This is a genomic window from Aeromicrobium camelliae, from assembly GCF_003850045.1.
In the GTDB taxonomy this organism is placed as follows: Bacteria; Actinomycetota; Actinomycetes; order Propionibacteriales; family Nocardioidaceae; genus Aeromicrobium; species Aeromicrobium camelliae.
In genome coordinates, this window is record NZ_RQJX01000014.1 from 1 (window position 1) to 20,096 (window position 20,096).

Sequence of the window (20,096 nt, forward strand, 5' to 3'; positions counted from 1 at the left end):
CGGTCGGGTACTTGCTGGGTCGTGCCATGAGAGTGATCCTTCCAATGAATCAGCTCTCCGGACACGCCGGGACGGTTCAAACACACACTGGCGGATCCTCATCGGCCACTGCTCGACCAACTCGATGCGGGGCGGCCAGCAGCAGACCCGTGGGCCCGGCACCGACCACAATCACGTCGTCAAGCATCATTCCTGACAGCTCCTTCATGTCCAGAGAACTCCTCTCAGACGACCGCCCGATCTCCTGGGCGATTCAGTGGGCAGGATCCTGCGCCGATGCGCCTTCTACGCCATCGATCAACGAGCGGACGGCGACCGCGAGATCCTGGACGTAGGAGATCCCGTCGAAAGCGAGTGCGTGCAGGATCGCACCGTCGACATAGGTGAGGATTCGATCAGCAGCCGCGAAAGGCCGCGAGACGCCCAGTCTCTCAAGGGACTGCGCAGCCCAGACGTCGATCCGTTGGCGTGCCTGGGCAAGCGTCTCTTTGATGTGCGGATCGTGAAATCCTTCGACGAAGAACGCGTACCGGGCAGCGGTGAGCTCTCGCTGCGCCCCGGCAGCGTCTTGTATGAACTGGGTGATCGCTTCGATCAGATCGTCCACGGTCCGTGGTGCACTATCGGCGGCGAAAGCGCTTTGCTCGGCCTTCACGAGGTGATCCACTGTGGCGTGGAGGAGCGCGGCGCGAGTGCGGAAGTGATTGGAGGTCGTTCCGGCAGGCAAGCCGGCCGTGGAATCGACCCGCCCGTGCGTCAACGCGCGGATCCCTTGGCTGCCGGCGATGGCGAGGGCGGCGTGCAGTGCTCGGTCTCGGTTGTTCTGGCTGCTCTTCATTCTCGGCTCTCGTCGTCGCTCGTCAACATCGCCATCCATCAGGCGAAGCGGGTGAGCGCGTTCATCATCTGCTGACGGACGCCACCGAAGTGGCGCGCGGTCGACATCTTGTTGAGAAAACGCGAGAGTCGTACCGTTCTCTGCCCGGCGCGACGCCGACTCCGATCGAATGCACGCAGTCCGTCCTCGATCGTCGCGGCTGTGCGGAGCGCATCCGCCAACTGCACCGCATCGATGAGCGCTTCGCACGCGCCGCGTCCCGCGTTCGGTGCCATCGCGTGGGCCGCATCACCGATGACCACGGTGCGTCCTCGGACCATTGAGGCCAGTGGAGCTGAGTCATGCAATGCGCGTCGATCGATCTGCGTGGAGATCGCCTTGTTCACGACCTGCGCAACTCCCGTATGCCAGTCGCCGAACAGCTCGGTCAGGAGCTCTGCCTCCGAGAGGTCGCCTCCCCGCTCGTTGAGAAGATCCTCCCGCACGCAGGCGAACCAGTTGGTCGTCCGCGCATCGTGGGGCGTGATGCCGAAGAGGCGTCCGCGCCCCCACGTCTCCGTCACTTCGTCAACAGTCCCGGGCACGACTCCGCGAAATGCGGCCGTTCCGAGCGGCCGCGACGAGGCTGTCCGGTCGCTGACGGCCTGCCGGATCCGGCTGTTGATCCCGTCGGCACCCACGATCAGATCGGCCTCGGGAAGAGAAGCATGATCTGAAACGGCCGACGACCATCGCACCTTTCCCTCGAGAGCGCCGCTGTAGAGGAGCTCATGCAACGTCGGTCGGGGGACCAGGTAGGCAGGCTCGCGCGAGATGACTCGAGCGAACGTCGATCCGTCCGGACGAAGGAATGTGGCTCCCTGCTGCAGAACCCCCTGCTCTCGCACCGCGTCCGCGATGCCGAGCCTTTCCAGCGCCGCCATCGCCTCCGCCACATGCCCAACGCCGTTCCCGTCGCAGGCAAGCCATCGGCACGCTCGTACAGCGTCACGTCCCAACCGTCGTCCAGCAGTGCCCTCCCAGCGGCCAGGCCCGCGATACCCGCCCCGACAATCATCGCTTCGCGCCTCACGCCTTCATGCTACTACGTTCATAGTCTCTTGACACTACAATTCTGGCAGTGCGTCACCTGAAGCACCGGCACGAGGACGCACAAGCCGCGGCCCCGGGTTTCTCCCAAGGGCTTCGGTAATGGGGACGCCGGCGTATCGGCACGCGGGCCGTGGAGCGGTTCGGGCTGCAATGGCGCCGCAGCAGAAACGGCCCCTGACGCTGGAGGACGCTGGGTGGTGTCCTCGCAGCTCAGGGGCCGTTTCAGCCAGCTGGCCGGTGGGCGTCGCCCACGCGGATCAGATGTCGTAGTAGAGCTCGAACTCGTGCGGGTGGGGGCGCAGCTGCACGGGCGCGATCTCCTCGGTGCGCTTGTACTCGATCCACGTCTCGATGAGGTCGGGCGTGAACACGTCACCGGCGGTGAGGAACTCGTGGTCGGCCTCGAGCGAGTCGAGCACGGCGCCCAGCGAGGTGGGGACATGGTCGATCTGCGCGTACTCCTCGGGCGGGAGTTCGTAGATGTTCTTGTCCACGGGCGCGGGCGGCTCGATCTTGTTCTTGATGCCGTCGAGGCCGGCCAGCAGCAGCGCCGAGAAGGCGAGGTACGGGTTGGCCGACGGGTCGGGGCAGCGGAACTCGATGCGCTTGGCCTTCGGGTTGTTGCCGGTGATCGGGATACGCACGCACGCCGAGCGGTTGCGGGCCGAGTACACGAGCGCGATCGGCGCCTCGTAGCCCGGCACGAGGCGGTGGTACGAGTTGACCGACGGGTTCGTGAAGGCGAGCAGGCTCGGAGCGTGCTTGAGGATTCCGCCGACGTAGTAGCGGGCCATGTCCGACAGTCCGCCGTAGCCGGCCTCGTCGTAGAACAGCGGCTCGCCGTTGCTCCAGATCGACTGGTGGACGTGCATGCCCGAGCCGTTGTCGCCGAAGATCGGCTTCGGCATGAAGGTCACGGTCTTGTCCGCGGCCCACGCCGTGTTGCGGATGATGTACTTGAACTTCATCACGTCGTCGGCGGCCTTGAGCAGCGTGTCGAAGTTGTAGTTGATCTCGGCCTGGCCGGCGGTGCCGACCTCGTGGTGACCGCGCTCGACGGTGAGGCCCACGCGCTCGAGGTTGGCCATCATGTCGCCGCGCAGCTCGGAGAAGTGGTCGGTCGGCGTGACGGGGAAGTAGCCGCCCTTGTACCGCACCTTGTAGCCGCGGTTGTCGACGATGTCGTCGCCGGTGGACCAGGCACCGGCGGCCGACTGGATCTCGTAGTACGACTTGTTCGCGCTCGTGCCGAAGCTGACGCGGTCGAAGATGTAGAACTCGGCCTCGGGCGCGAAGAAGGCGGTGTCGCCGATTCCGGTGGTCTTCAGGTACGCCTCGGCCTTGCGAGCGATGTTGCGCGGGTCGCGCGAGTAGGCCTCACCGGTGATCGGGTCGTGCACGAAGAAGTCGATGGCGATCGTCTTGCGCGCGCGGAAGGGATCGACGTAGGCCGTCTTGAGGTCGGGGAGCAGCGTCATGTCCGACTGGTCGATGCTCTGGAACCCGCGGACCGACGAGCCGTCGAACGCGAGGCCGCTCTCGAACACGCCCTCGTCGAAGGAGGAGACCGGTACGGTGAAGTGCTGCTGGATGCCCGGCAGATCCGTGAAGCGGACGTCGATGAACTCGACACCTTCGTCCTTGATGTACTTGAACAGCTCGTCGGCATTGCCGAACATGAGGGCCTCCTCGACCGCCGGTTGGCGGGTCATCGTCGGTACTACGTGATCGTGACGCGGTGGGGAGCGTCGTCCTTGACGCTACGCACGTGCAGTTTCCCGTCCATCACTGGTTTGTTTCATCGATGTTACAAACTCGACGGTGACCTTGCGGGCCGCGAGAAAGGCCGTGCGGACCTGCTCGATAGGCTCGACCCGTGCCGTCATCGCCCTCCCACGACGCCCCTGACGTCGCAGATCCGACTGAAGCGACGATCGGCCGCCGGCTGGTGGCGCTCGTCATCGACTGGCTGCTCGCCGCGCTGATCGCCGGCCTCGCGTTCGGGATCGGCTATCCGCCCGAAGGACCCCGCCAGAGCTTCGTCATCCAGTTCGTCTTCATCGTGTTCGTCGGACTCTTCGTGGGGCTGTTCGGCGTGTCTCCGGGAAAGCGCGCGGTGCGGCTCGCCGTCATCAACCGCGACGGTGCCGTGATCGGCTGGTGGCGCGGACTGCTGCGCACCGCGCTGATGAGCGTCGTCGTCCCGGCGCTGATCCAGACCAAAGACGGCCGCGGCCTTCACGATCTCGCGGTGGGCAGCAAAGTCGTGAAGGTGCCGAAGGCGAGCTGAACTCAGCCGCGCATCATTTTGCGGGCGCCCTTCATGCTCGTGGGCATCGGGCCACGCGGCATGGGGGCGGCCGGACGCATCGCGTCGAGCGCCTTGACCTTGTAGAGGATGTCGGTCTGCTGCGCCGGCTTGATCGCCTTGGGCAGCTTGCGGACCTTCTTGACGAGCTTGGGGAGCGGGACCTCGCCCTCGCCGCGACCGACTACGAGCGTCGTGACCGGGGTGCCCTCGCCGACGATGCGCTGGTGCTTCTTGGCCTCGCTGGCGAGCAGGGAACGCGTGCGGCCCGGGTTGCCCTCGCCGACGAGGATCACGCCGGGGCGGCCGATGACACGGTGCACGACATCCTGCTGCTTGGTGAAGCCGACGGCCTGCTTGACGTCCCAGCGTCCGCGCAGCATCGTCAGCGCGGCACCGCCGGCCCCGAGCTGACCCTCGGCCTGCTGGTACATCGAGCGCTCGGCGCGGCGACCGAAGACGGTGATCGTGGCAAGCGAAGCCGTGGTGAGGACCAACAGCACCGTGAGGACGATGCCGAGCCAGCCGGTGCCGATGAGCACGAGGCTGAGCGTCGCGACGATCGCTGCCGTCAGGATCCACACGCCGAGCAGAATCCAGCCCAGCTTCGGGTCGGTCTGCTTGGTGTTGCGGTAGGCCTGGCGCATCTGCGCGATGCGGCCGGTGGGGACGGCAGGAGCGTTGGACATGCGTCGATTCTACGCGAGCGCCCTGCGCCCACGGAGCGGCCCGACGCTAGGCCGGACCGGCCGGTTACTCGGCCTTGCTGCGCGCGTCGATCGCCTGCTGGTACAGGCGGCCGGCGCGGTAGGACGAGCGGACGAGCGGCCCGGACATGACACCGGCGAAGCCGATCTCCTCGGCCTCGGCAGCCAGCTCGACGAACTCCTCGGGCTTGACCCAGCGCTCGACGGGATGGTGGCGCACCGACGGGCGCAGGTACTGGGTGATCGTGATGAGATCGCAGCCGGCCTCGTGCAGGTCGCGCAGCGCCTCGGAGACCTCGTCGCGGGTCTCACCCATGCCGAGGATCAGGTTGGACTTGGTCACCAGACCGAAGGCCCGCGCCTGCGTCAGCACGTCGAGCGAACGCTCGTAGCGGAACGCCGGGCGGATGCGCTTGAAGATGCGCGGGACGGTCTCCACGTTGTGCGCGAGCACCTCGGGCCGCGACTCGAAGACCTCGGTCAGCAGCTCGGGCTTGCCGTTGAAGTCGGGAATGAGGTTCTCCACGCCCGTTCCCGGGTTGAGCTCGTGGATCTTGCGCACCGTCTCGGCGTACAGCCAGGCGCCGCCGTCGGGAAGGTCGTCGCGCGCGACACCGGTGATGGTGGCGTACCGCAGCTGCATCTTCTGCACGCTCTCGGCAACGCGGCGCGGCTCGTCGCGGTCGAGCGCCGTCGGCTTGCCGGTGTCGATCTGGCAGAAGTCGCAGCGTCGCGTGCACTGCTCTCCGCCGATGAGGAAGGTGGCCTCGCGGTCCTCCCAGCATTCGAAGATGTTGGGGCACCCGGCCTCCTGACACACCGTGTGCAGGCCTTCGCCCTTCACGAGCTGCATGAGTTCGTTGTACTCCGGACCCATCTTGGCGCGCGTCTTGATCCACGACGGCTTCTTCTCGATGGGCGTCTGCGCGTTGCGGACTTCGAGGCGCAGCATCTTACGGCCTTCGGGTGCGATAGTCATCGTGGTCAGCCTACCCCTGCACCGGGAGCTTCACCGAGCCGACCGAGAGGCCGACATGGGCGGTGCGGTCGATGTCCGGACTGGGGTCGTACGGCTTCCAGGACAGGAGGTCCGTGAGGTGCCGGGCCACCGCGGGAGCGGCCTCGGGTACCGTGACCGTCCGGCCGAGCTCGGCCGACAGGGTGGTGACACCGGCGTCGGCGATCCCGCAGGGGACGAACCGGTCGTACCAGCCGAGGTCGACGTCGCAGTTGAGGCTGAACCCGTGCATCGTGACGCCCCGCGAGACGCGGATGCCGATCGCGGCGATCTTGCGTTCCGGGCGGCCGGGCGCCTCGGGCAGCCAGACTCCCGAGCGGCCGGGCACGCGACCCGTGGTGACGCCGAACTCGGCGAGCGCGCGCATCAGCGCCTCCTCGACGCGCCGGACGTAGTCGACGACCAGCACGTGGGAGGGCAGCTTGGTGATCGGGTAGCCGACCAGCTGACCGGGCCCGTGGAAGGTGATCTTGCCGCCGCGGTCGACGTCCACCACCGGGGTGCCGTCCTGCGGGCGCTCGAACGGTTCCGTGCGCTTGCCGGCCGTGTAGACCGGCGGATGTTCCAGGAAGAGGGCGGTGTCCTCGATCCGATCCGCGACGCGGTCCGCATGCAGCTGGCGTTGCAGCTCCCAGGCGTCGAGGTAGTCGATCGCCTGCTCGCCGTACCAGGAGTCCAGGATGCGTAGGCTCACGCCCGTCAGCCTACGCCTCTTGACCGACCTCGTCGGCGAGGCGTTCGCGACCAGCCGCTTGCGCGGTGCCTGTGGAAAGGCCGGAGCCTTCGGCGTAGGTCAGCGCGACGATGGGCGACATGGGTGACCTCATCGCCGTGCTGGCCACGCTCCTGCCCTCCGCTGCAGCAGACCCCTGCCTGGTCGTCGAGGGCCTCGACGTGCAGCGTCAGATCGCCTACGCCCGGGCGGACCCGGCGGCGCTCGACGCGGTCTACGCTGAGGGCTCCGCCGCAGGTACCGCCGACCGCCAGGTGCTCACCGAGTACCGGGACCGCGGCATCACGGTGCGTGGCGCACGACTCGAACGCCGCTCCTGCGAGCGGTTGGCCGACGACAGGGTGCGCAGCGTCGAACGCCTCGGCGCTGCCGTCGCGGTCCTCCCCGACGCCACCCAGCGGGATCTTCCTCGCGACAACTGGAATGAGCGTGACGTGACGCTGGTGGTGGAGGAGGGGCGCTGGCGCATCCGCGACGTGCGCGAGCGCAGGTGACTCGGAGCGTGTCTCAGGCGAGTGCCGTGGCGAGGATCGCGTCCACGTCGCGGTCGGCGAAGGAGAAGCCGGACTCGGTCAGTCGCCGCGGCTCCAGGCGCAAGGAGCCGAGCAGATCCTCGGCGATGCCGCCGAGCGCGGCCCGGATCGCGAACGAGGGCGCGGTGAGCGCGGCGGGGCGTCCGAGGGCGCGGGCGAGGGCGCGCGTGAACTCGGCGTTGGTCGGCGGGTTCGGGGCGGCGAGATTGAGCGGCCCGCTGATCTCGTCATGCTCGGCAGCGAAGCACACCGCCTGAACCCAGTCGCGGCGGCTGATGCAGGAGAAGTACTGCCGGCCGGAGCCGAGCCGGGCCCCGAAGCCGAACGAGAACGGGACTTTCATGAGCTTGAGGGCGCCACCCGAGGCGTCCAGCACCATCGAGGTGCGCAGGTAGACCACGCGGGCGCCGGCCTCGACCGCCGGAGTGGTGGCGGTCTCCCACGCCTGCGAGACCTCGGCCAGGAAGCCGTCGCCGGGGCCGTCCTCCTCGGTCAGCACCCGCGCGCCGCGGTCGACGCCGTACCAGGACATGCCGGACCCGCTGAGGAAGGCCGGGGGAGTGGGGGCGTGCGCCACGGCCCGCGCGAGCGTGGTGGTGGCACCGAGCCGCGAGCGCAGGATCTCCTCGGCCCTGCGTCCGGTGCGCGGCCATTGCGAGATGGGCGCACCCGACAGGTTCACGACGACGTCGGCGTCGGCGATGAGAGCCTCGTCGACCTCGCCGGCTGCCGGGTCCCATGGCGACGCGTCAGCGTCGGCCGCGTCCCCGCGCACGAGCCGCGTGACGTCGTGCCCGGCGTCGCGCAGCGCCGACACCAGCGGGGCACCGAGAAATCCCGATGCCCCTCCGATGACGACGCGCATGACGTCAGCCGAGCTCGCCCTCGAAGGCCCCGCCCTCAAGACGCTGCTTGACGGCGGTCAGGAACCGGCCGGCGTCCGCACCGTCGATGATGCGGTGGTCGTAGGTGAGCGCGAGGTACGCCATGTGACGGACCGCGATGCTGTCGCTGCCGTGGGCGTCGGTGACGACGACCGCGCGCTTGACGACCGCACCCACGCCGAGGATCGCCACCTGCGGCTGGTTGATGATCGGCGTATCGAACAGTGCACCGTTGCTGCCGAGGTTGGTGATCGAGAAGGTGCCACCGCTCAGCTCGTCGGGGCTGATCTTGTTCGTCCGCGTGCGCTCGGCGACGTCGGCGATCTTGCGAGCCAGCCCGGCGATGGAGAGATCGCCGGCGTCCTTGATGACCGGCACGATCAGGCCGCGCTCGGTGTCGACCGCGATACCGAGGTGCTCACCGGCCGGGTAGGTGACCGTGCCCGCCTCGAGGTCGAGGGAGGCGTTGAGCTGCGGGTAGGCCTTGAGCGCCTCGACCGCCGCCTTCGCGAAGAAGGGGAGGTACGTCAGCTTGACGCCCTCGCGCTCGGCGAACGCGTTCTTGTGCTGCGCACGCAGACGCGCGATCTCGGTGACGTCGACCTCGTGGACCTGCGTGAGCTGCGCCGAGACCTGGAGCGACTCGGTGAGTCGCGCCGCGATCGTCTTGCGCAGACGCGAGAGCTTCTCGGTCTTGCCGCGCAGCGCCGAGACCTCGGTGGACGGCGCGGGCGCGGCAGCCGCGGCAGGCGCCTGAGCGGCGGGGGCGCTGGGCTGCTCGGCCTTCTTGGCCGCGTCCAGAATGTCCTGCTTGCGGATACGGCCACCGACGCCGCTGCCCTGGATCGAGGACAGGTCGACGCCGTGCTGCTTGGCGAGCTTGCGGACGATCGGGGTCACGTACCCCTCGTCGCCGCCGGTCGAGTTCTCCGCCTGGGCGGGAGCGGACTGCTCGGCGCGAGTGGGTTCCTGGGCCTGCTTGGCGGGCTCGGGCTGCGCCGGGGCCGGCTCGGGCTCGGGCTCCGGCTGCGGTTCCGGCTCGGGCTCGGGCTGCGGTTCGGGTTCCGGCTCGGCCTGCGGAGCCGCCTCCTGCGCGGGGGCGGCGTCGGCGTCGCCGATGATGGCGAGCTCGGCGCCCACCTCGACCGTCTCGTCCTCCTCGACCTTGATCTCGAGGAGCGTGCCGGCGACCGGCGAGGGGATCTCGGTGTCGACCTTGTCGGTGGAGATCTCGAGCAGGGGCTCGTCGACCTCGACGGTGTCGCCGACCTGCTCCCTCGGTGACGCTCTCGCCGAGCGCGGGCAGTGTCACCGACTGGCCGCCGGCGGAGCCGCCGGCCGGCTTGGCCTCGGGCTGGGGCGCGGGCGCGGCCTCGTCGGGCTCGCTCGCGTGCTCCTCCTGCGTCTCCTCGGTGACGTTCTCCTCGCTCACCGGAGCGTCGGCGGTGTCGTCGCCGGCGTCGGACGGGGACTCGCCCTCGTCGCCGATCACGGCGAGCACCTCGCCGACCTCGACGGTGTCGTCCTCGTCGACCTTGACCTCCAGGAGGACGCCGGCCACGGGCGAGGGGATCTCGGTGTCGACCTTGTCGGTGGAGATCTCGAGCAGGGGCTCGTCGACCTCGACGGTGTCGCCGACCTGCTTCGGTGACGCTTTCACCGAGGGCGGGAAGGGTGACGTTGGTTGCCATGTGTTCCTCTGTCCGATTCAGGCGTGCGAGTGGAGCGGCTTGCCGGCGAGTGCCAGGGCGGCTTCACCGAGTGATTCGTTCTGCGTGGGGTGAGCGTGGATGAGCGGGGCGACATCGTCGGGGTACGCCTCCCAAGTGACCAGGAGAGCGGCTTCCCCGATCTGCTCACCCATCCGGGCACCGATCATATGGACCCCGACGATCGGCCCGTCCTGCTGACGGACCAGTTTGACCAGGCCTGCGGTCTGCAGGATCTGGCTCTTGCCGTTGCCGGCGAGGTTGTACTCGACGACGTCGACGTCGCCGAACCTCTCCCGGGCTTGCGCTTCGGTCAGGCCGACCGAAGCGAGCTCGGGTTCGCAGTAGGTGACGCGCGGAATCTGTTCGTCGACGACCGGTGCGGGGGAGAGCCCTGCGATGTCTTCGGCCACGAAGATGCCGTGCGCGAAGCCTCGGTGCGCGAGCTGGAGCCCGGCGACGAGGTCACCGACGGCATAGACGCCGTCGAGGTTGGTGCGCAGCCGCTCATCGGTCGTGACCCAGCCCCGGTCGAGTGCGAGCCCGGCTTCTTCGAAGCCCATGCCCTCCGAACGCGGTCCGCGGCCCACGGCGATGAGGACGAGGTCGGCCTCGAGCGCCGAGCCGTCCTCGAGCTGGACGACGGCGCGATCGTCGTCCTGCGAGACCTGGGTGAACTTGACGCCGGTGCGAAAACCGATCGAGCGCTTGCGGAACGCGCGCTCCAGACCCTTGCTGAGCACCGGGTCCTCGAGCGGGGCGAGGCGGTCGAGCGCCTCGACGATCGTGACCTGCGCTCCGAGCGAGGCCCAGACAGAGGCGAACTCGACGCCGATGACGCTGCCGCCGATGACGACGATCCGCTCGGGGAGCTCCTGCAGGGTCAGTGCCTGCTCGCTGGTGACGACGCGGCCACCGATCTCGACGCCCAGCGTGCGCGGGACGGAACCTGTGGCCAGGACGACGTTGGTGCCGGTGTAGCGGCGGCCATCGACCTCGACGGTGTGCGCATCGACCAGTCGACCGGTGCCCTCGACGACGGTGATGCCCGAGGTGGCGATGAGACCGGTGAGTCCGCGGTGCAGCCGGTCGACGACACCCTGCTGATAGCGCTGGACCGCCGGCATGTCGACGCCGTCGAACCGCGTCGAGACGCCGATCGCGGAGCCGTGGCGGGCGGTGTCGGCGACCTCGGCTGCGTGGAGCAGTGCTTTGGTGGGGATGCAGCCTTCATGGAGGCACGTCCCGCCGAGCTTGCCCTTCTCGATGAGGGCGACGGACTTGCCGAGCTGCGCCGCGCGGAGAGCACAGGCATAGCCTCCGCTTCCAGCTCCGAGCACGACGATGTCGAACACGGTGCCGGGATCGGCGTGGGCCACAGCAGTCCTCCCCTCGGTGTCTGCGCTCCATCTTGTCACCAGAGATGCGCTCGTGCCCACCGGGGTCGCCGACCCGTCAGTAACTTCCGGCTCGTCGCCGTCGGGCACACTAGGGGGGTGGGTTGGTTCTCTCGTCGCAAGCGCACCGACGCCGGTGCCGTCGTCTCGGACCGTGAGGCGAATCGCGCCGATCTGAAGGCGTTGGAGGAGTTTGTCGCGACCCGGCGCGGAGTGGAAGCGTTCGTCGAGCCGGCGACCGCGGTCACCCAGACGACGGTGCTGCTGGTCGCCTCGGACGGAGAGTGGACGCGCAAGCGGGTCGCCTCTGCCAAGGTCGCCTCCGACTTCGCTCGGAAGCACCAGATGCCGATCTACGACGCGAACCGTGTCGGTTACCCGCAGCGGATGCGTGAGTACAACCAGCGCGTGGCCGCCGAGCGCCGCGTCTCCACGCCCCCCGCGCCCGCACGCAGCGGGCTCAGTCCGACCCAGTTCGCGGCCCTGATGATCCTGGAGACCGTCGCGGGCGTCGATCCGCTGGGCAAGGATCCCTCGCGCGACGAGATGGAGCGGGTCTGGAGGATCGCGCGCGCCAAAGCGCACCCCGACCGCCGCGGCGGAGACCGCACGGACTGGGACAAGGTGGAGGACGCCGCTCGCACCCTCGACCTGCAGTGACAGCCGACCGGCCGTTCAGGTCCGCGCCGCTCCTCAGTGCCAGCCGGCTGGATCGAGATCGCCGGGGTAGGAGTGGGCGGGGTCGTAGGGCTGCCGCGTGAAGATGAACGACGCCAGGTCGAGGGCGCCGTCGTCGCGGACGATCAGGCGTTCGCCGGCGTAGTAGCCGTCGCGCCCCCTCCATCCGTCGCCGTCGGGAACGAAGCGCGAGCCGCGCCCGGCGCCCTCCGCGGGGCTGAGCAGGAAGCCGTCCTCGTGAGGCTCGGCGATGAACGGAGCCGGTCCCCAGTACCAGGTGCCGAGCAGTTCCCGCACCGTCGCGGACGGCTGCGGGTGGAGAGCCGCCGGCGACGGGACGACGCTCTCGGCCTCCCGCAGCAGGCCGTCCGCCAGCTCGCCGAGCCCGTGCGTCGTGTTGGTGAGGACCACGACTCCGATGCCGCGCTCCGGCTCGACCTTCAGGGTCGCGAGGAACCCGGGCATCGAGCCGCCATGACCCACGTACCGCCGTGCACCGTCGTGCCAGATGCGCCAGCCGAGCCCCTGTGCGCTGTCCCATCCCGCGCCCAGCCGGTCGTCCACCGCCAGCGGAACCCGCATGAGATCCATCGTCGCGGGGCTGAGGAGTCCCTCGCCGTCGCTCAACGCGAACCGAGCCCACCGGGCGAGGCCGTCGATCGACGACCAGACCTGGCCGGCGGGAGCCATCGCTCCGGCGTCGAATTCGGGCTCGGCGTGGAGCAGGTCCTCGTGCGGATGGACCGCCAGCGGAACCGCGGCCGAGGTGTCGGGCCGCAGCGACATCGCGTCCGCGGCACCGATCGGTGCGAGCACCTCGTCACGGACGACGTCGAACCACGGACGACCGTGCAACTGCTCGACGATGCGGCCGAGGATCGCGTAGCCGACGTTGGAGTAATGGAAGCGCGTGCCGGGCGGGTGCGCGAGGCGAAGCGCCGAGTCCCGCAGCGTCGGCCAGTCGAGGCCGGGCGTCCGCTCCCACCACGGACCTCGGGTCTCCGCCTGGAGACCCGAGGTGTGCGTCAGCAGCTGGGCGACGGTGACGTCGGCGAACGACGCATGTGCGGCATCGGGGAGGAGTTGCCGGACGCGCGTGGACAGGTCGAGCAGACCCTGTTCCCTCGCCCGCAGCACCGCCACCGCGACGAACGTCTTGGTGATGGAGCCGATGCGATACCGCGTCGCGCGATCGACCGCAGCGCCGTCGCGCCCGTCCCGGGCACCGACCGCACCGGCCCACACGACCTCATCGGTAGCGACGACCGCCGCCGTCACCGAGGGGAGGCGTCGCTCGACGTGCTCGCGGTGAAGTCGCTCGTCGAACGGGCTCATGCCAGGGTGCTGGCGATCTGCACGAGCGTGCGGACGCCGGCGCCGGTACCGCCGTTGGGCGTGTAGTCGTACGCACCGCCGTCGTTGAACGCCGGACCGGCGATGTCGAGGTGCGCCCACGAGATGTCGCCGGTGAACTCGCGCAGGAACGCCGCGGCGAACAGCGTGCCGCCGTACGGCTTGCTGCTGATCTGTCGCAGGTCGGCGATGTGCGAGGACTTGAGCGCCGAGACGACCTCGTCCGTGATCGGCAGGCGCCACATGTCCTCACCGGCCTCGCGTGAGGCGGCGAAGACGCGCTCCTCGAAGTACTCGTCACTGCCGAGGATCGCGGCCGTGCGCTGCCCGAGCGCGGTCATCGCGGCGCCGGTCAACGTGGCCACGTCGATGATGTGGTCCGGCTCGGCCTCGGTGGCCAGGGACAGCCCGTCGCCCATGACCATGCGGCCCTCGGCGTCGGTGTTGAGGACCTCCACCGTCTTGCCGTTGCGCATCGTGATGACGTCGCCCGGACGCGTGGCCGAACCGCTCGGCATGTTCTCGGCGAGGCACGCGTAGGCGGTGACGCGGATGGGCAGGCCGAGGGCGGCGATCGCGTTGACGGCAGCGACGATCGCCGCCGCCCCGCCCATGTCGCACTTCATGGTCTGCATGCTGGCGCCGGGCTTGAGCGAGAGGCCGCCGGAGTCGAACGTGATGCCCTTGCCCACGAGTGCGAGGTGCTTGGTCGCCTTGGAGGGGGAGTAGGTCAAGGTGACGAGCCGCGGAGGCGCCTCCGATCCACGCCCGACCGAGAGGATGCCGCCGCACCTCTCCTTCGCGAGACGCTTCTCGTCCCAGACGGTGACCGTGACGCCCTTCGCGGCGCCGGCCTCCATCTGCGCGGCGAAGTCGGCCGGACGCAGGTCGCCCGAGGGGGTGTTGACCCAGTCGCGGGCCTGACACACGGCCTCCGCGATGGTGACGCCGCGCTCGACCGCGGTCTTGGCCTCCGACTTGCGGGCGTCGGAGGCGATGATGCTGACCTCGCTCAGCTGAGGCTTCTGCGCAGCCTTCTCGCGAGCCTTCGTGCCCTGGTAGCGGTCGAAGCGGTAGGCCGTGAGCACGGCACCCTCGGCGACGGCGGTCAGCTGGTGCGGCTCGAGCGCGCCGAACTCCACCACGGCGTGACGTGCCGGGGGAGCGGCCCGCAGGCCGGCGGCGACGGCACGGCGCAGGTCCTCGTCGCTCGCCTCGTCGTCGACTGCGACGAACACCGTGACGGGCGCCTTCGTCCCGGCCGGACTGCTGGTCACCAGCGTCTGCCCGGCCTCCTGTCGGAAACCGAGCGCGGAGAACGGAACGGTGTCCTCGTCGAGCGCGTCGGAGGCGCGGATCGCGCGGATCACGACGTCGCTGGACGGGGCTGTGGGACGCAGGGATACCGAGACCATGCCGACACTGTATCCACGGGTAGGTTGGGCGCATGGACCTGCTGCACTCGCCGCTGCACGACCGCCACGAGGCGCTGGGAGCCAAATTCGCCGAGTTCGGCGGCTGGGAGATGCCGCTGGAATATGCGGGCGGCGGCGTCCTCGCCGAGCATGCCGCCGTGCGTGAGGGAGTCGGGCTGTTCGACGTCAGCCACCTCGGCAAGGCGATGGTGCGCGGCGCCGGCGCGGCCGAGTTCGTCAACCGCTGCCTCACCAACGATCTGCGCAAGATCCGCCCCGGCCAGGCTCAATACACCCTCTGCTGCGACGAGGACGGCGGGACGGTCGACGACCTCATCGCGTACCTGCGCAGCGACTTCGAGGTCCTCCTGATCCCGAACGCCGCCAACACCGCCGAGGTCGTCCGCCGGCTCGCGGCGCACGCCCCCGAAGGCGTCGACGTCACCGACCTCCACCGGCGCTACGCGATCCTCGCGGTGCAAGGTCCCCGCAGCGCCGAGGTGCTGTCTCGGCTCGACGTGCCGGCCGACCACGACTACATGTCGTTCGCCACCGCCGCGATCGCCGGGCACGAGGCGATCGTCTGCCGCACCGGGTACACCGGCGAGCGCGGCTACGAGCTGGTGGTCTCGAGCGATCACGCCGCGGACGTCTGGGACGCCGTCATGGAGGCGGGCGCGGACGCCGGCATCCGTCCGTGCGGCCTCGGTGCCCGGGACACCCTGCGGACCGAGATGGGTTATCCGCTGCACGGTCACGAGCTCTCGGCCGAGATCAGCCCCGTCATGGCGCGAGTCGGCTGGGCGGTCGGCTGGGACAAGGACGAGTTCTGGGGCAAAGCCGCGCTGGAGCGTCAGCGTGCGGAGAAGACGGTCTCGACGCTGCGCGGGCTGCGCGCGCAGGGACGCGCCATCCCTCGTCCCGGCATGCAGGTGGCGACTGAGGACGGACGCACGGTCGGCGAGGTCACCTCGGGCACCTTCAGCCCCACGCTGCGAGAGGGGATCGGCCTGGCCCTCCTCGATCGCAGCGTCGCCGACGGCGACACGGTGGTCGTCGACGTGCGAGGACGCGCGCAATCGTTCACGGTGGTGAAACCACCGTTCGTGACCCCCTCGACCAAGGAGGACTGAGCATGACCGCTGCATGGCGCTGGACCTACGAGACCGCCGACGGCGCACAGGTCGGCAACTCGCACGACTTCGAGAGCCGCAGCGACGCCGAGACGTTCATCGGGCTGGAGTTCGAGACGCTTCTCGGCAACGGGGTCGACCAGGTGCGTCTCCACGAGGGCGACACCGAGGTCTACGGGCCGATGAGCCTGCACGCGGAGTGAGGTTCAGGGCGCGGCGCGATCAGTAGCGATCGCGCAGCGGTTCGCCGCGCTCGATGGTCGGGCGAGGCCGACGCGTGCGGCGCAGCTGGGTCGAGCGCAGCACGCCGTAGGTGACCGCGCCCTTCGTCTCGCCGGGCTCGAAGCGACGCTTGAGCTCCCGCTTGAGGCCGATCACGAGGAAGATCTCGTCCACGACGGTGGACAGGATCGTCACGCTCCACAGGAAGAAGACGACCGTGACCGCCGTCGGGTTCGGGATGAAGCTGAGGACCAGGATGACGACGAGGATCGGCAGCATGTACTCGGCCACTGACCGGCGCCGGTCGATGTAGTCGCGGACCAGCGCCCGGACAGGCCCGCGGTCGCGGGCCGGAAGGTAGGCGGCGTCGCCGCGTCCGTCGAGGGCGGCGAGCTGCTTGTCGCGCAGCTTGTTACGGCGCTCGCGCTCACGGCGCATCTGCTCGCGGCGTCCCGTGGGCCGCTTCATCTGCTCCTTGCGAGCGGCCTCGGCTTCCTTGCGGGAACGCGTGGGGCGGCCCTTGCCGGGTGCGTCGTCGATCACGCGCGAAACCCTACCGGGCGTCGCCAATCAGCCGTCCCGCAGCATGGCGCGACCCCGTACGCTGGGCCCATGGCAGGTGGTGGGATCTCAGCGCGCATCGGACGGTGGTGGCGCTCGCGTGCCGCCGAACGCGACCTGGAGAACCCCGAACGTCTTCGGGGCAAGCTCGACGAGACGTACCGCGAGCAGATCCAGATGCTGACTCGCGTGCGCCGTGGTGTGGCCGAGGTGGCCACGAGCCGCAAGCGCGTCGAGGTGCAGATGGCGCAGCTGCAGCGGCAGATCGAGGACTTCGACGCGCGCTCTCGCGACGCCGTGGGCCGTGGCGACGACGCCGCCGCCCGCGACGCCCTCACCCGCAAGGTCACGCTCGAGAAGGCACACCAGGAACTCGCCGACCGCCATGCCTCGCTGGCGCGCGAGGAGCAGTCGCTCGAACAGGCTGCCACCCGGGTCGAGCGGCAGATCGAGGATTTCCGCCTGCGCAAGGACACGCTGACCGCCCGGTACTCGGCGGCGAGCGCCCGTGCCGAGATCAACGACGCCACGCGCGGCATCTCCTCGGCCACGAGTGAGATCGGTCAGGCGATGGACGAGGCCGAACGCCACACGCGAGAACTCGAAGCCACCGCCGACGCGGTCGACGAGCTGGTCGCCGAGGGCATCGTGACCCGACCGGGGGAGTCGCCCGACGACGCTCTCGCCCGCCACTTCGACGCCGCGCTCGGCGATCTGCCGCCACTGGACCACGACAAGAAGGGAAACGATGGCCCGCACCAGATTTCGTCGTGATCGGGGGCTCTCCTGGCGCATGGGGACCGTGAGCCTCGGTCTCGGTGCGCTCTACGTCGCCTTCGGCGCCGTCCTCATCTACTTCTCCGGCAGCGCCGTCATCGGCCTCGTCATCACGCTCGGTCTGGCCTGGGGGCAGTGGTACTTCTCCGACAGCCTCGCGCTGAAGTCGATGGGTGCCAAGGTCGTGAGCCCGCAGCAGGCTCCGGAGCTGCACGCCATGATCGACCGCCTCGTGGCGCTGGCCGACATGCCCAAACCCCGGGTGGCCATCGCGGTCACCGACATCCCGAACGCCTTCGCCACCGGGCGGACGCCGAACCACTCGGCGGTGTGCGTGACGACGGGCATCATGCAGCGCCTCGACGCCGACGAGCTCGAAGGCGTCCTCGCCCACGAGCTCGCGCACGTGGCCAACCGCGACGTCTCGGTGATGACCGTGGCGTCCTCGCTCGGTCTGCTGGCCGGTTTCATCACCCGCTGGGGCTTTTACTTCGGTGGCGGCAACAACCGCAACAACAACAACGGCGGACCCGCGTTCATCGTGGTGTTCCTCGTCAGCGTGCTCGTCTACTTCGTCAGCTTCCTGCTGACGCGCGCCCTCTCGCGGTATCGCGAGCTGAGCGCCGACCGGTCGGGTTCCTACCTCACCGGCCGCCCCTCGAAGCTCGCGTCCGCTCTGATGAAGATCTCGGGCGACATGTCGCGCATCCCCAACCGCGATCTGCGCGACGTGCAGAGCATGAACGCGTTCTTCATCGCCCCGGCGCTCAACGGCGAGTCGGTCGCCGCGCTGATGTCGACGCACCCGTCGCTGGACCGCCGGCTCGCGCAGCTGTCGCAGATCAGCGCCGACCTCTCGGAGCGTGGCTGATGGGCTTCCTCGACGCCATCTTCGGTCGTACGACGCCGCCGAAGGCCGATCTCGAGGTGCTGTTCTCGGTGCCGCAGGCCGCGCTCTCGCTGGAGGTCCAGGGCTTCAGATTCCTCGGCCGGGGTGCGGTCTGCTTCCGCGACAGCGAAGGATCGGCGGACGACGACGTGATCGCCGAGGTCGAGCAGATCATCACCGTCGACGAAGGCGCCAGAATCGAGCGCACCCAGGACCAGTACGGGTTCACCTGGTTGTCGGTGCACCGCGAGGCCGGGGACGCGATCGCCGTCGCGACCGACCTGCACGCCCTCAACTCCTCGCTGGCCGATCACGGCTTCAGTTCGGCGCTGCTGTGCTCGACGTTCCTCTTCGAATACCAGGGCCGCACGCTCGCCCTGGTCTACCTGTTCAAGCGCGGCACGTTCTATCCGTTCGTCCCCGAGAGCGGGTCCGCGCAGCGACGCGACAACGCCCTCGAACTCCAGATCCGCGGCATCGTGGAGGCGGACGTCCCGGTCGAGAAGGATCTCGGTCGCTGGCTCGCCATCTGGGGCGCGCCCGGGCTGGGCTGAGCCGCACCGCGCGATAGGTTGGGACCGTGACGATCGACACCCTGTCCCGCGCGGACCTGCAGGAGTTCCACGACCACCAGCGCCAGGCCTACGACGCCCTCAAGCAGGCCGGCCTGTCCCTCGACATCACGCGCGGCAAGCCCTCGGCCGAGCAGCTCGACCTCTCCACCGAGCTGCTCACCCTCCCGGGTGCGGACGACTACCGCGCCGGCGGAGTCGACGTCCGTAACTACGGCGGCAACACGGGTCTGCCCGAACTGCGCTCGATCTTCGCTGAACTGCTGAGCGTGCCGGTCGAGCAGCTCGTCGCGGGCGACAACGCCAGCCTGTCGCTCATGCACGACACGATCCTGTGGTCGCTCGTGCACGGGAACCCCGACTCGCCGCGCCCCTGGGCGGCGGAGGAGAAGGTCACCTTCATCTGCCCGTCGCCCGGCTACGACCGCCACTTCGCCATCTGCGAGCACTACGGCATCGACATGGTGGCCGTCGACATGCTCGACGACGGCCCGGACATGGCCGCCGTGCGCGAACTCGTCAAGGACCCGTCGGTCAAGGGCATCTGGCTTGTCCCGACGTACTCCAACCCCACCGGCGCGGTCATCAGCGAGGCGGTCGCCGCCGAACTCGCCGCGCTGGAGACGGCGGCGCCGGACTTCCGGATCTTCTGGGACAACGCGTACGCCGTGCACCATCTGACCGACGAGCAGGTCAAGACCGCCGACATCCTGGGGCTGTGCGCCTCGAGCGGCCATCCCGACCGGCCGCTGATCTACGCAAGCACCTCCAAGATCACGCTGGCGGGCGCCGGCGTGAGCTTCTTCGGCAGCTCGCCGGCCAACATCGCCTGGTACCTCGGACACGCCGCGGTGCGCGCGATCGGGCCGGACAAGGTCAACCAGTGGCGGCACGCGCGTTTCCTGCGCGACGCCGAGGGCGTGCTCGCCCACATGGAGCGGCACCGCGAGATCCTCGGTCCGAAGTTCGCGGCCGTCGATGAGATCCTCAGCGCGCGGCTCGGCGACCACGGCGTCGCCACGTGGACGCAGCCGCGGGGCGGGTACTTCGTCAGCCTCGACGTGCCTGACGGCACCGCGGCGCGGGTCGTGCAGCTGGCCAAGGAGGCGGGCATCGCGCTCACCCCGGCCGGAGCCGCCTTCCCGTACGGACAAGACCCGCGCGACCGCCACATCCGCATTGCGCCGTCGTTCCCGCCGCTGGAGGAGCTGCGTGCCGCCATGGAGGGGCTCTGCACCTGCGTGCTGCTCGCAGCGGCGGAGAAAGCGCTGGCCTGA

Annotated in this window: 21 protein-coding genes and 1 pseudogene; 9 read left to right on the forward strand and 13 right to left on the reverse strand. The window is 69.4% G+C overall.

What is annotated here, in order from left to right:
- Positions 1–253: 253 nt before the first annotated feature.
- The 4 genes from EHW97_RS10565 to glnA all read right to left on the reverse strand — a co-directional run bounded on the left by EHW97_RS10565 (position 254) and on the right by glnA (position 3,609).
- A complete protein-coding gene (locus EHW97_RS10565) occupies positions 254–838 on the reverse strand; it encodes a TetR/AcrR family transcriptional regulator (RefSeq protein WP_166367480.1) in 585 nt (194 codons plus the stop codon).
- 38 nt (positions 839–876) lie between these two features.
- The gene (locus EHW97_RS10570; protein ID WP_378079923.1) at positions 877–1,575 is read right to left on the reverse strand and encodes an FAD-dependent monooxygenase; all 699 of its coding nucleotides are present in this window, start codon (positions 1,573–1,575) and stop codon (positions 877–879) included.
- Positions 1,521–1,895, reverse strand: coding sequence for an FAD-dependent oxidoreductase (locus tag EHW97_RS15970; RefSeq protein WP_378079927.1), 375 nt, complete (start codon positions 1,893–1,895; stop codon positions 1,521–1,523). Before EHW97_RS15970 ends, EHW97_RS10570 begins: the two co-directional genes overlap by 55 nt.
- A gap of 292 nt (positions 1,896–2,187) precedes the next feature.
- Positions 2,188–3,609, reverse strand: coding sequence for a type I glutamate--ammonia ligase (gene glnA / locus EHW97_RS10580; RefSeq protein WP_124237214.1), 1,422 nt, complete (start codon positions 3,607–3,609; stop codon positions 2,188–2,190).
- A 197-nt stretch (positions 3,610–3,806) separates the two neighbouring features.
- On the opposite strand from glnA, the gene EHW97_RS10585 reads away from it, so the two are divergent.
- Positions 3,807–4,220: an RDD family protein gene (locus EHW97_RS10585; RefSeq protein ID WP_124237141.1), complete on the forward strand. Its 414-nt coding sequence runs from the start codon at positions 3,807–3,809 to the stop codon at positions 4,218–4,220.
- 2 nt (positions 4,221–4,222) lie between these two features.
- Here EHW97_RS10585 and EHW97_RS10590 read toward each other — a convergent pair whose 3' ends face one another.
- From EHW97_RS10590 to lipB, 3 genes are all read right to left on the reverse strand, one after another.
- A complete protein-coding gene (locus EHW97_RS10590) occupies positions 4,223–4,927 on the reverse strand; it encodes a DUF4191 domain-containing protein (RefSeq protein ID WP_124237142.1) in 705 nt (234 codons plus the stop codon).
- A 64-nt stretch (positions 4,928–4,991) separates the two neighbouring features.
- The gene (gene lipA / locus EHW97_RS10595) at positions 4,992–5,924 is read right to left on the reverse strand and encodes a lipoyl synthase (protein ID WP_124237143.1); all 933 of its coding nucleotides are present in this window, start codon (positions 5,922–5,924) and stop codon (positions 4,992–4,994) included.
- 10 nt (positions 5,925–5,934) lie between these two features.
- Positions 5,935–6,657 (reverse strand): lipoyl(octanoyl) transferase LipB, encoded by a 723-nt coding sequence (gene lipB, locus EHW97_RS10600; protein WP_124237144.1) that lies wholly within the window; start codon positions 6,655–6,657, stop codon positions 5,935–5,937.
- Between the two features lie 119 nt (positions 6,658–6,776).
- Here lipB and EHW97_RS10605 point away from each other — a divergent pair, with 119 nt between their 5' ends.
- Entirely contained in the window at positions 6,777–7,190 is a 414-nt protein-coding gene (locus tag EHW97_RS10605; RefSeq protein WP_124237145.1) for a hypothetical protein, read from the forward strand.
- 13 nt (positions 7,191–7,203) lie between these two features.
- On the opposite strand, the gene EHW97_RS10610 is transcribed toward EHW97_RS10605, so the two are convergent.
- The 3 genes and pseudogenes from EHW97_RS10610 to lpdA all read right to left on the reverse strand — a co-directional run bounded on the left by EHW97_RS10610 (position 7,204) and on the right by lpdA (position 11,201).
- On the reverse strand, positions 7,204–8,094 hold the full coding sequence (locus tag EHW97_RS10610; protein WP_124237146.1) for a TIGR01777 family oxidoreductase: 891 nt from the start codon (positions 8,092–8,094) through the stop codon (positions 7,204–7,206).
- Positions 8,095–8,098: 4 nt separating this feature from the next.
- A pseudogene (sucB, locus tag EHW97_RS10615) lies at positions 8,099–9,804 on the reverse strand (2-oxoglutarate dehydrogenase, E2 component, dihydrolipoamide succinyltransferase).
- A 17-nt stretch (positions 9,805–9,821) separates the two neighbouring features.
- Complete coding sequence (gene lpdA / locus EHW97_RS10620; RefSeq protein WP_124237147.1) at positions 9,822–11,201, reverse strand: dihydrolipoyl dehydrogenase; 1,380 nt, start codon at positions 11,199–11,201, stop codon at positions 9,822–9,824.
- A gap of 117 nt (positions 11,202–11,318) precedes the next feature.
- On the opposite strand from lpdA, the gene EHW97_RS15770 reads away from it, so the two are divergent.
- Positions 11,319–11,879: a hypothetical protein gene (locus EHW97_RS15770; protein ID WP_243696397.1), complete on the forward strand. Its 561-nt coding sequence runs from the start codon at positions 11,319–11,321 to the stop codon at positions 11,877–11,879.
- 33 nt (positions 11,880–11,912) lie between these two features.
- Here the strand turns inward: EHW97_RS15770 and EHW97_RS10630 are convergent, their stop codons facing one another.
- Entirely contained in the window at positions 11,913–13,232 is a 1,320-nt protein-coding gene (locus EHW97_RS10630) for a serine hydrolase domain-containing protein (RefSeq protein ID WP_124237148.1), read from the reverse strand.
- Positions 13,229–14,665, reverse strand: a complete 1,437-nt coding sequence (locus EHW97_RS10635; RefSeq protein WP_124237149.1) for a leucyl aminopeptidase — start codon at positions 14,663–14,665, stop codon at positions 13,229–13,231. Before EHW97_RS10635 ends, EHW97_RS10630 begins: the two co-directional genes overlap by 4 nt.
- Positions 14,666–14,697: 32 nt before the next feature.
- Here EHW97_RS10635 and gcvT point away from each other — a divergent pair, with 32 nt between their 5' ends.
- Together gcvT and EHW97_RS10645 are read left to right on the forward strand one after the other, a co-directional pair.
- A complete protein-coding gene (gene gcvT, locus EHW97_RS10640; protein WP_124237150.1) occupies positions 14,698–15,798 on the forward strand; it encodes a glycine cleavage system aminomethyltransferase GcvT in 1,101 nt (366 codons plus the stop codon).
- Between the two features lie 2 nt (positions 15,799–15,800).
- On the forward strand, positions 15,801–16,001 hold the full coding sequence (locus EHW97_RS10645; protein ID WP_124237151.1) for a hypothetical protein: 201 nt from the start codon (positions 15,801–15,803) through the stop codon (positions 15,999–16,001).
- Positions 16,002–16,020: 19 nt separating this feature from the next.
- On the opposite strand, the gene EHW97_RS10650 is transcribed toward EHW97_RS10645, so the two are convergent.
- Positions 16,021–16,563 carry a DUF3043 domain-containing protein gene (locus EHW97_RS10650; RefSeq protein ID WP_124237152.1) on the reverse strand — a complete coding sequence of 181 codons (543 nt, stop codon included), beginning with the start codon at positions 16,561–16,563 and terminating at the stop codon, positions 16,021–16,023.
- A gap of 69 nt (positions 16,564–16,632) precedes the next feature.
- On the opposite strand from EHW97_RS10650, the gene EHW97_RS10655 reads away from it, so the two are divergent.
- The 4 genes from EHW97_RS10655 to EHW97_RS10670 are packed head-to-tail and all read left to right on the forward strand — an operon-like array spanning position 16,633 to position 20,096.
- Entirely contained in the window at positions 16,633–17,355 is a 723-nt protein-coding gene (locus EHW97_RS10655) for a PspA/IM30 family protein (RefSeq protein WP_124237153.1), read from the forward strand.
- A complete protein-coding gene (gene htpX / locus EHW97_RS10660) occupies positions 17,330–18,229 on the forward strand; it encodes a zinc metalloprotease HtpX (protein ID WP_124237154.1) in 900 nt (299 codons plus the stop codon). The genes EHW97_RS10655 and htpX overlap by 26 nt, the downstream gene beginning before the upstream one ends.
- The gene (pspAB, locus tag EHW97_RS10665) at positions 18,229–18,801 is read left to right on the forward strand and encodes a PspA-associated protein PspAB (protein ID WP_124237155.1); all 573 of its coding nucleotides are present in this window, start codon (positions 18,229–18,231) and stop codon (positions 18,799–18,801) included. Before htpX ends, pspAB begins: the two co-directional genes overlap by 1 nt.
- Before the next feature lie 26 nt (positions 18,802–18,827).
- Positions 18,828–20,096, forward strand: coding sequence for an aspartate aminotransferase type Ic (locus tag EHW97_RS10670; RefSeq protein ID WP_124237156.1), 1,269 nt, complete (start codon positions 18,828–18,830; stop codon positions 20,094–20,096).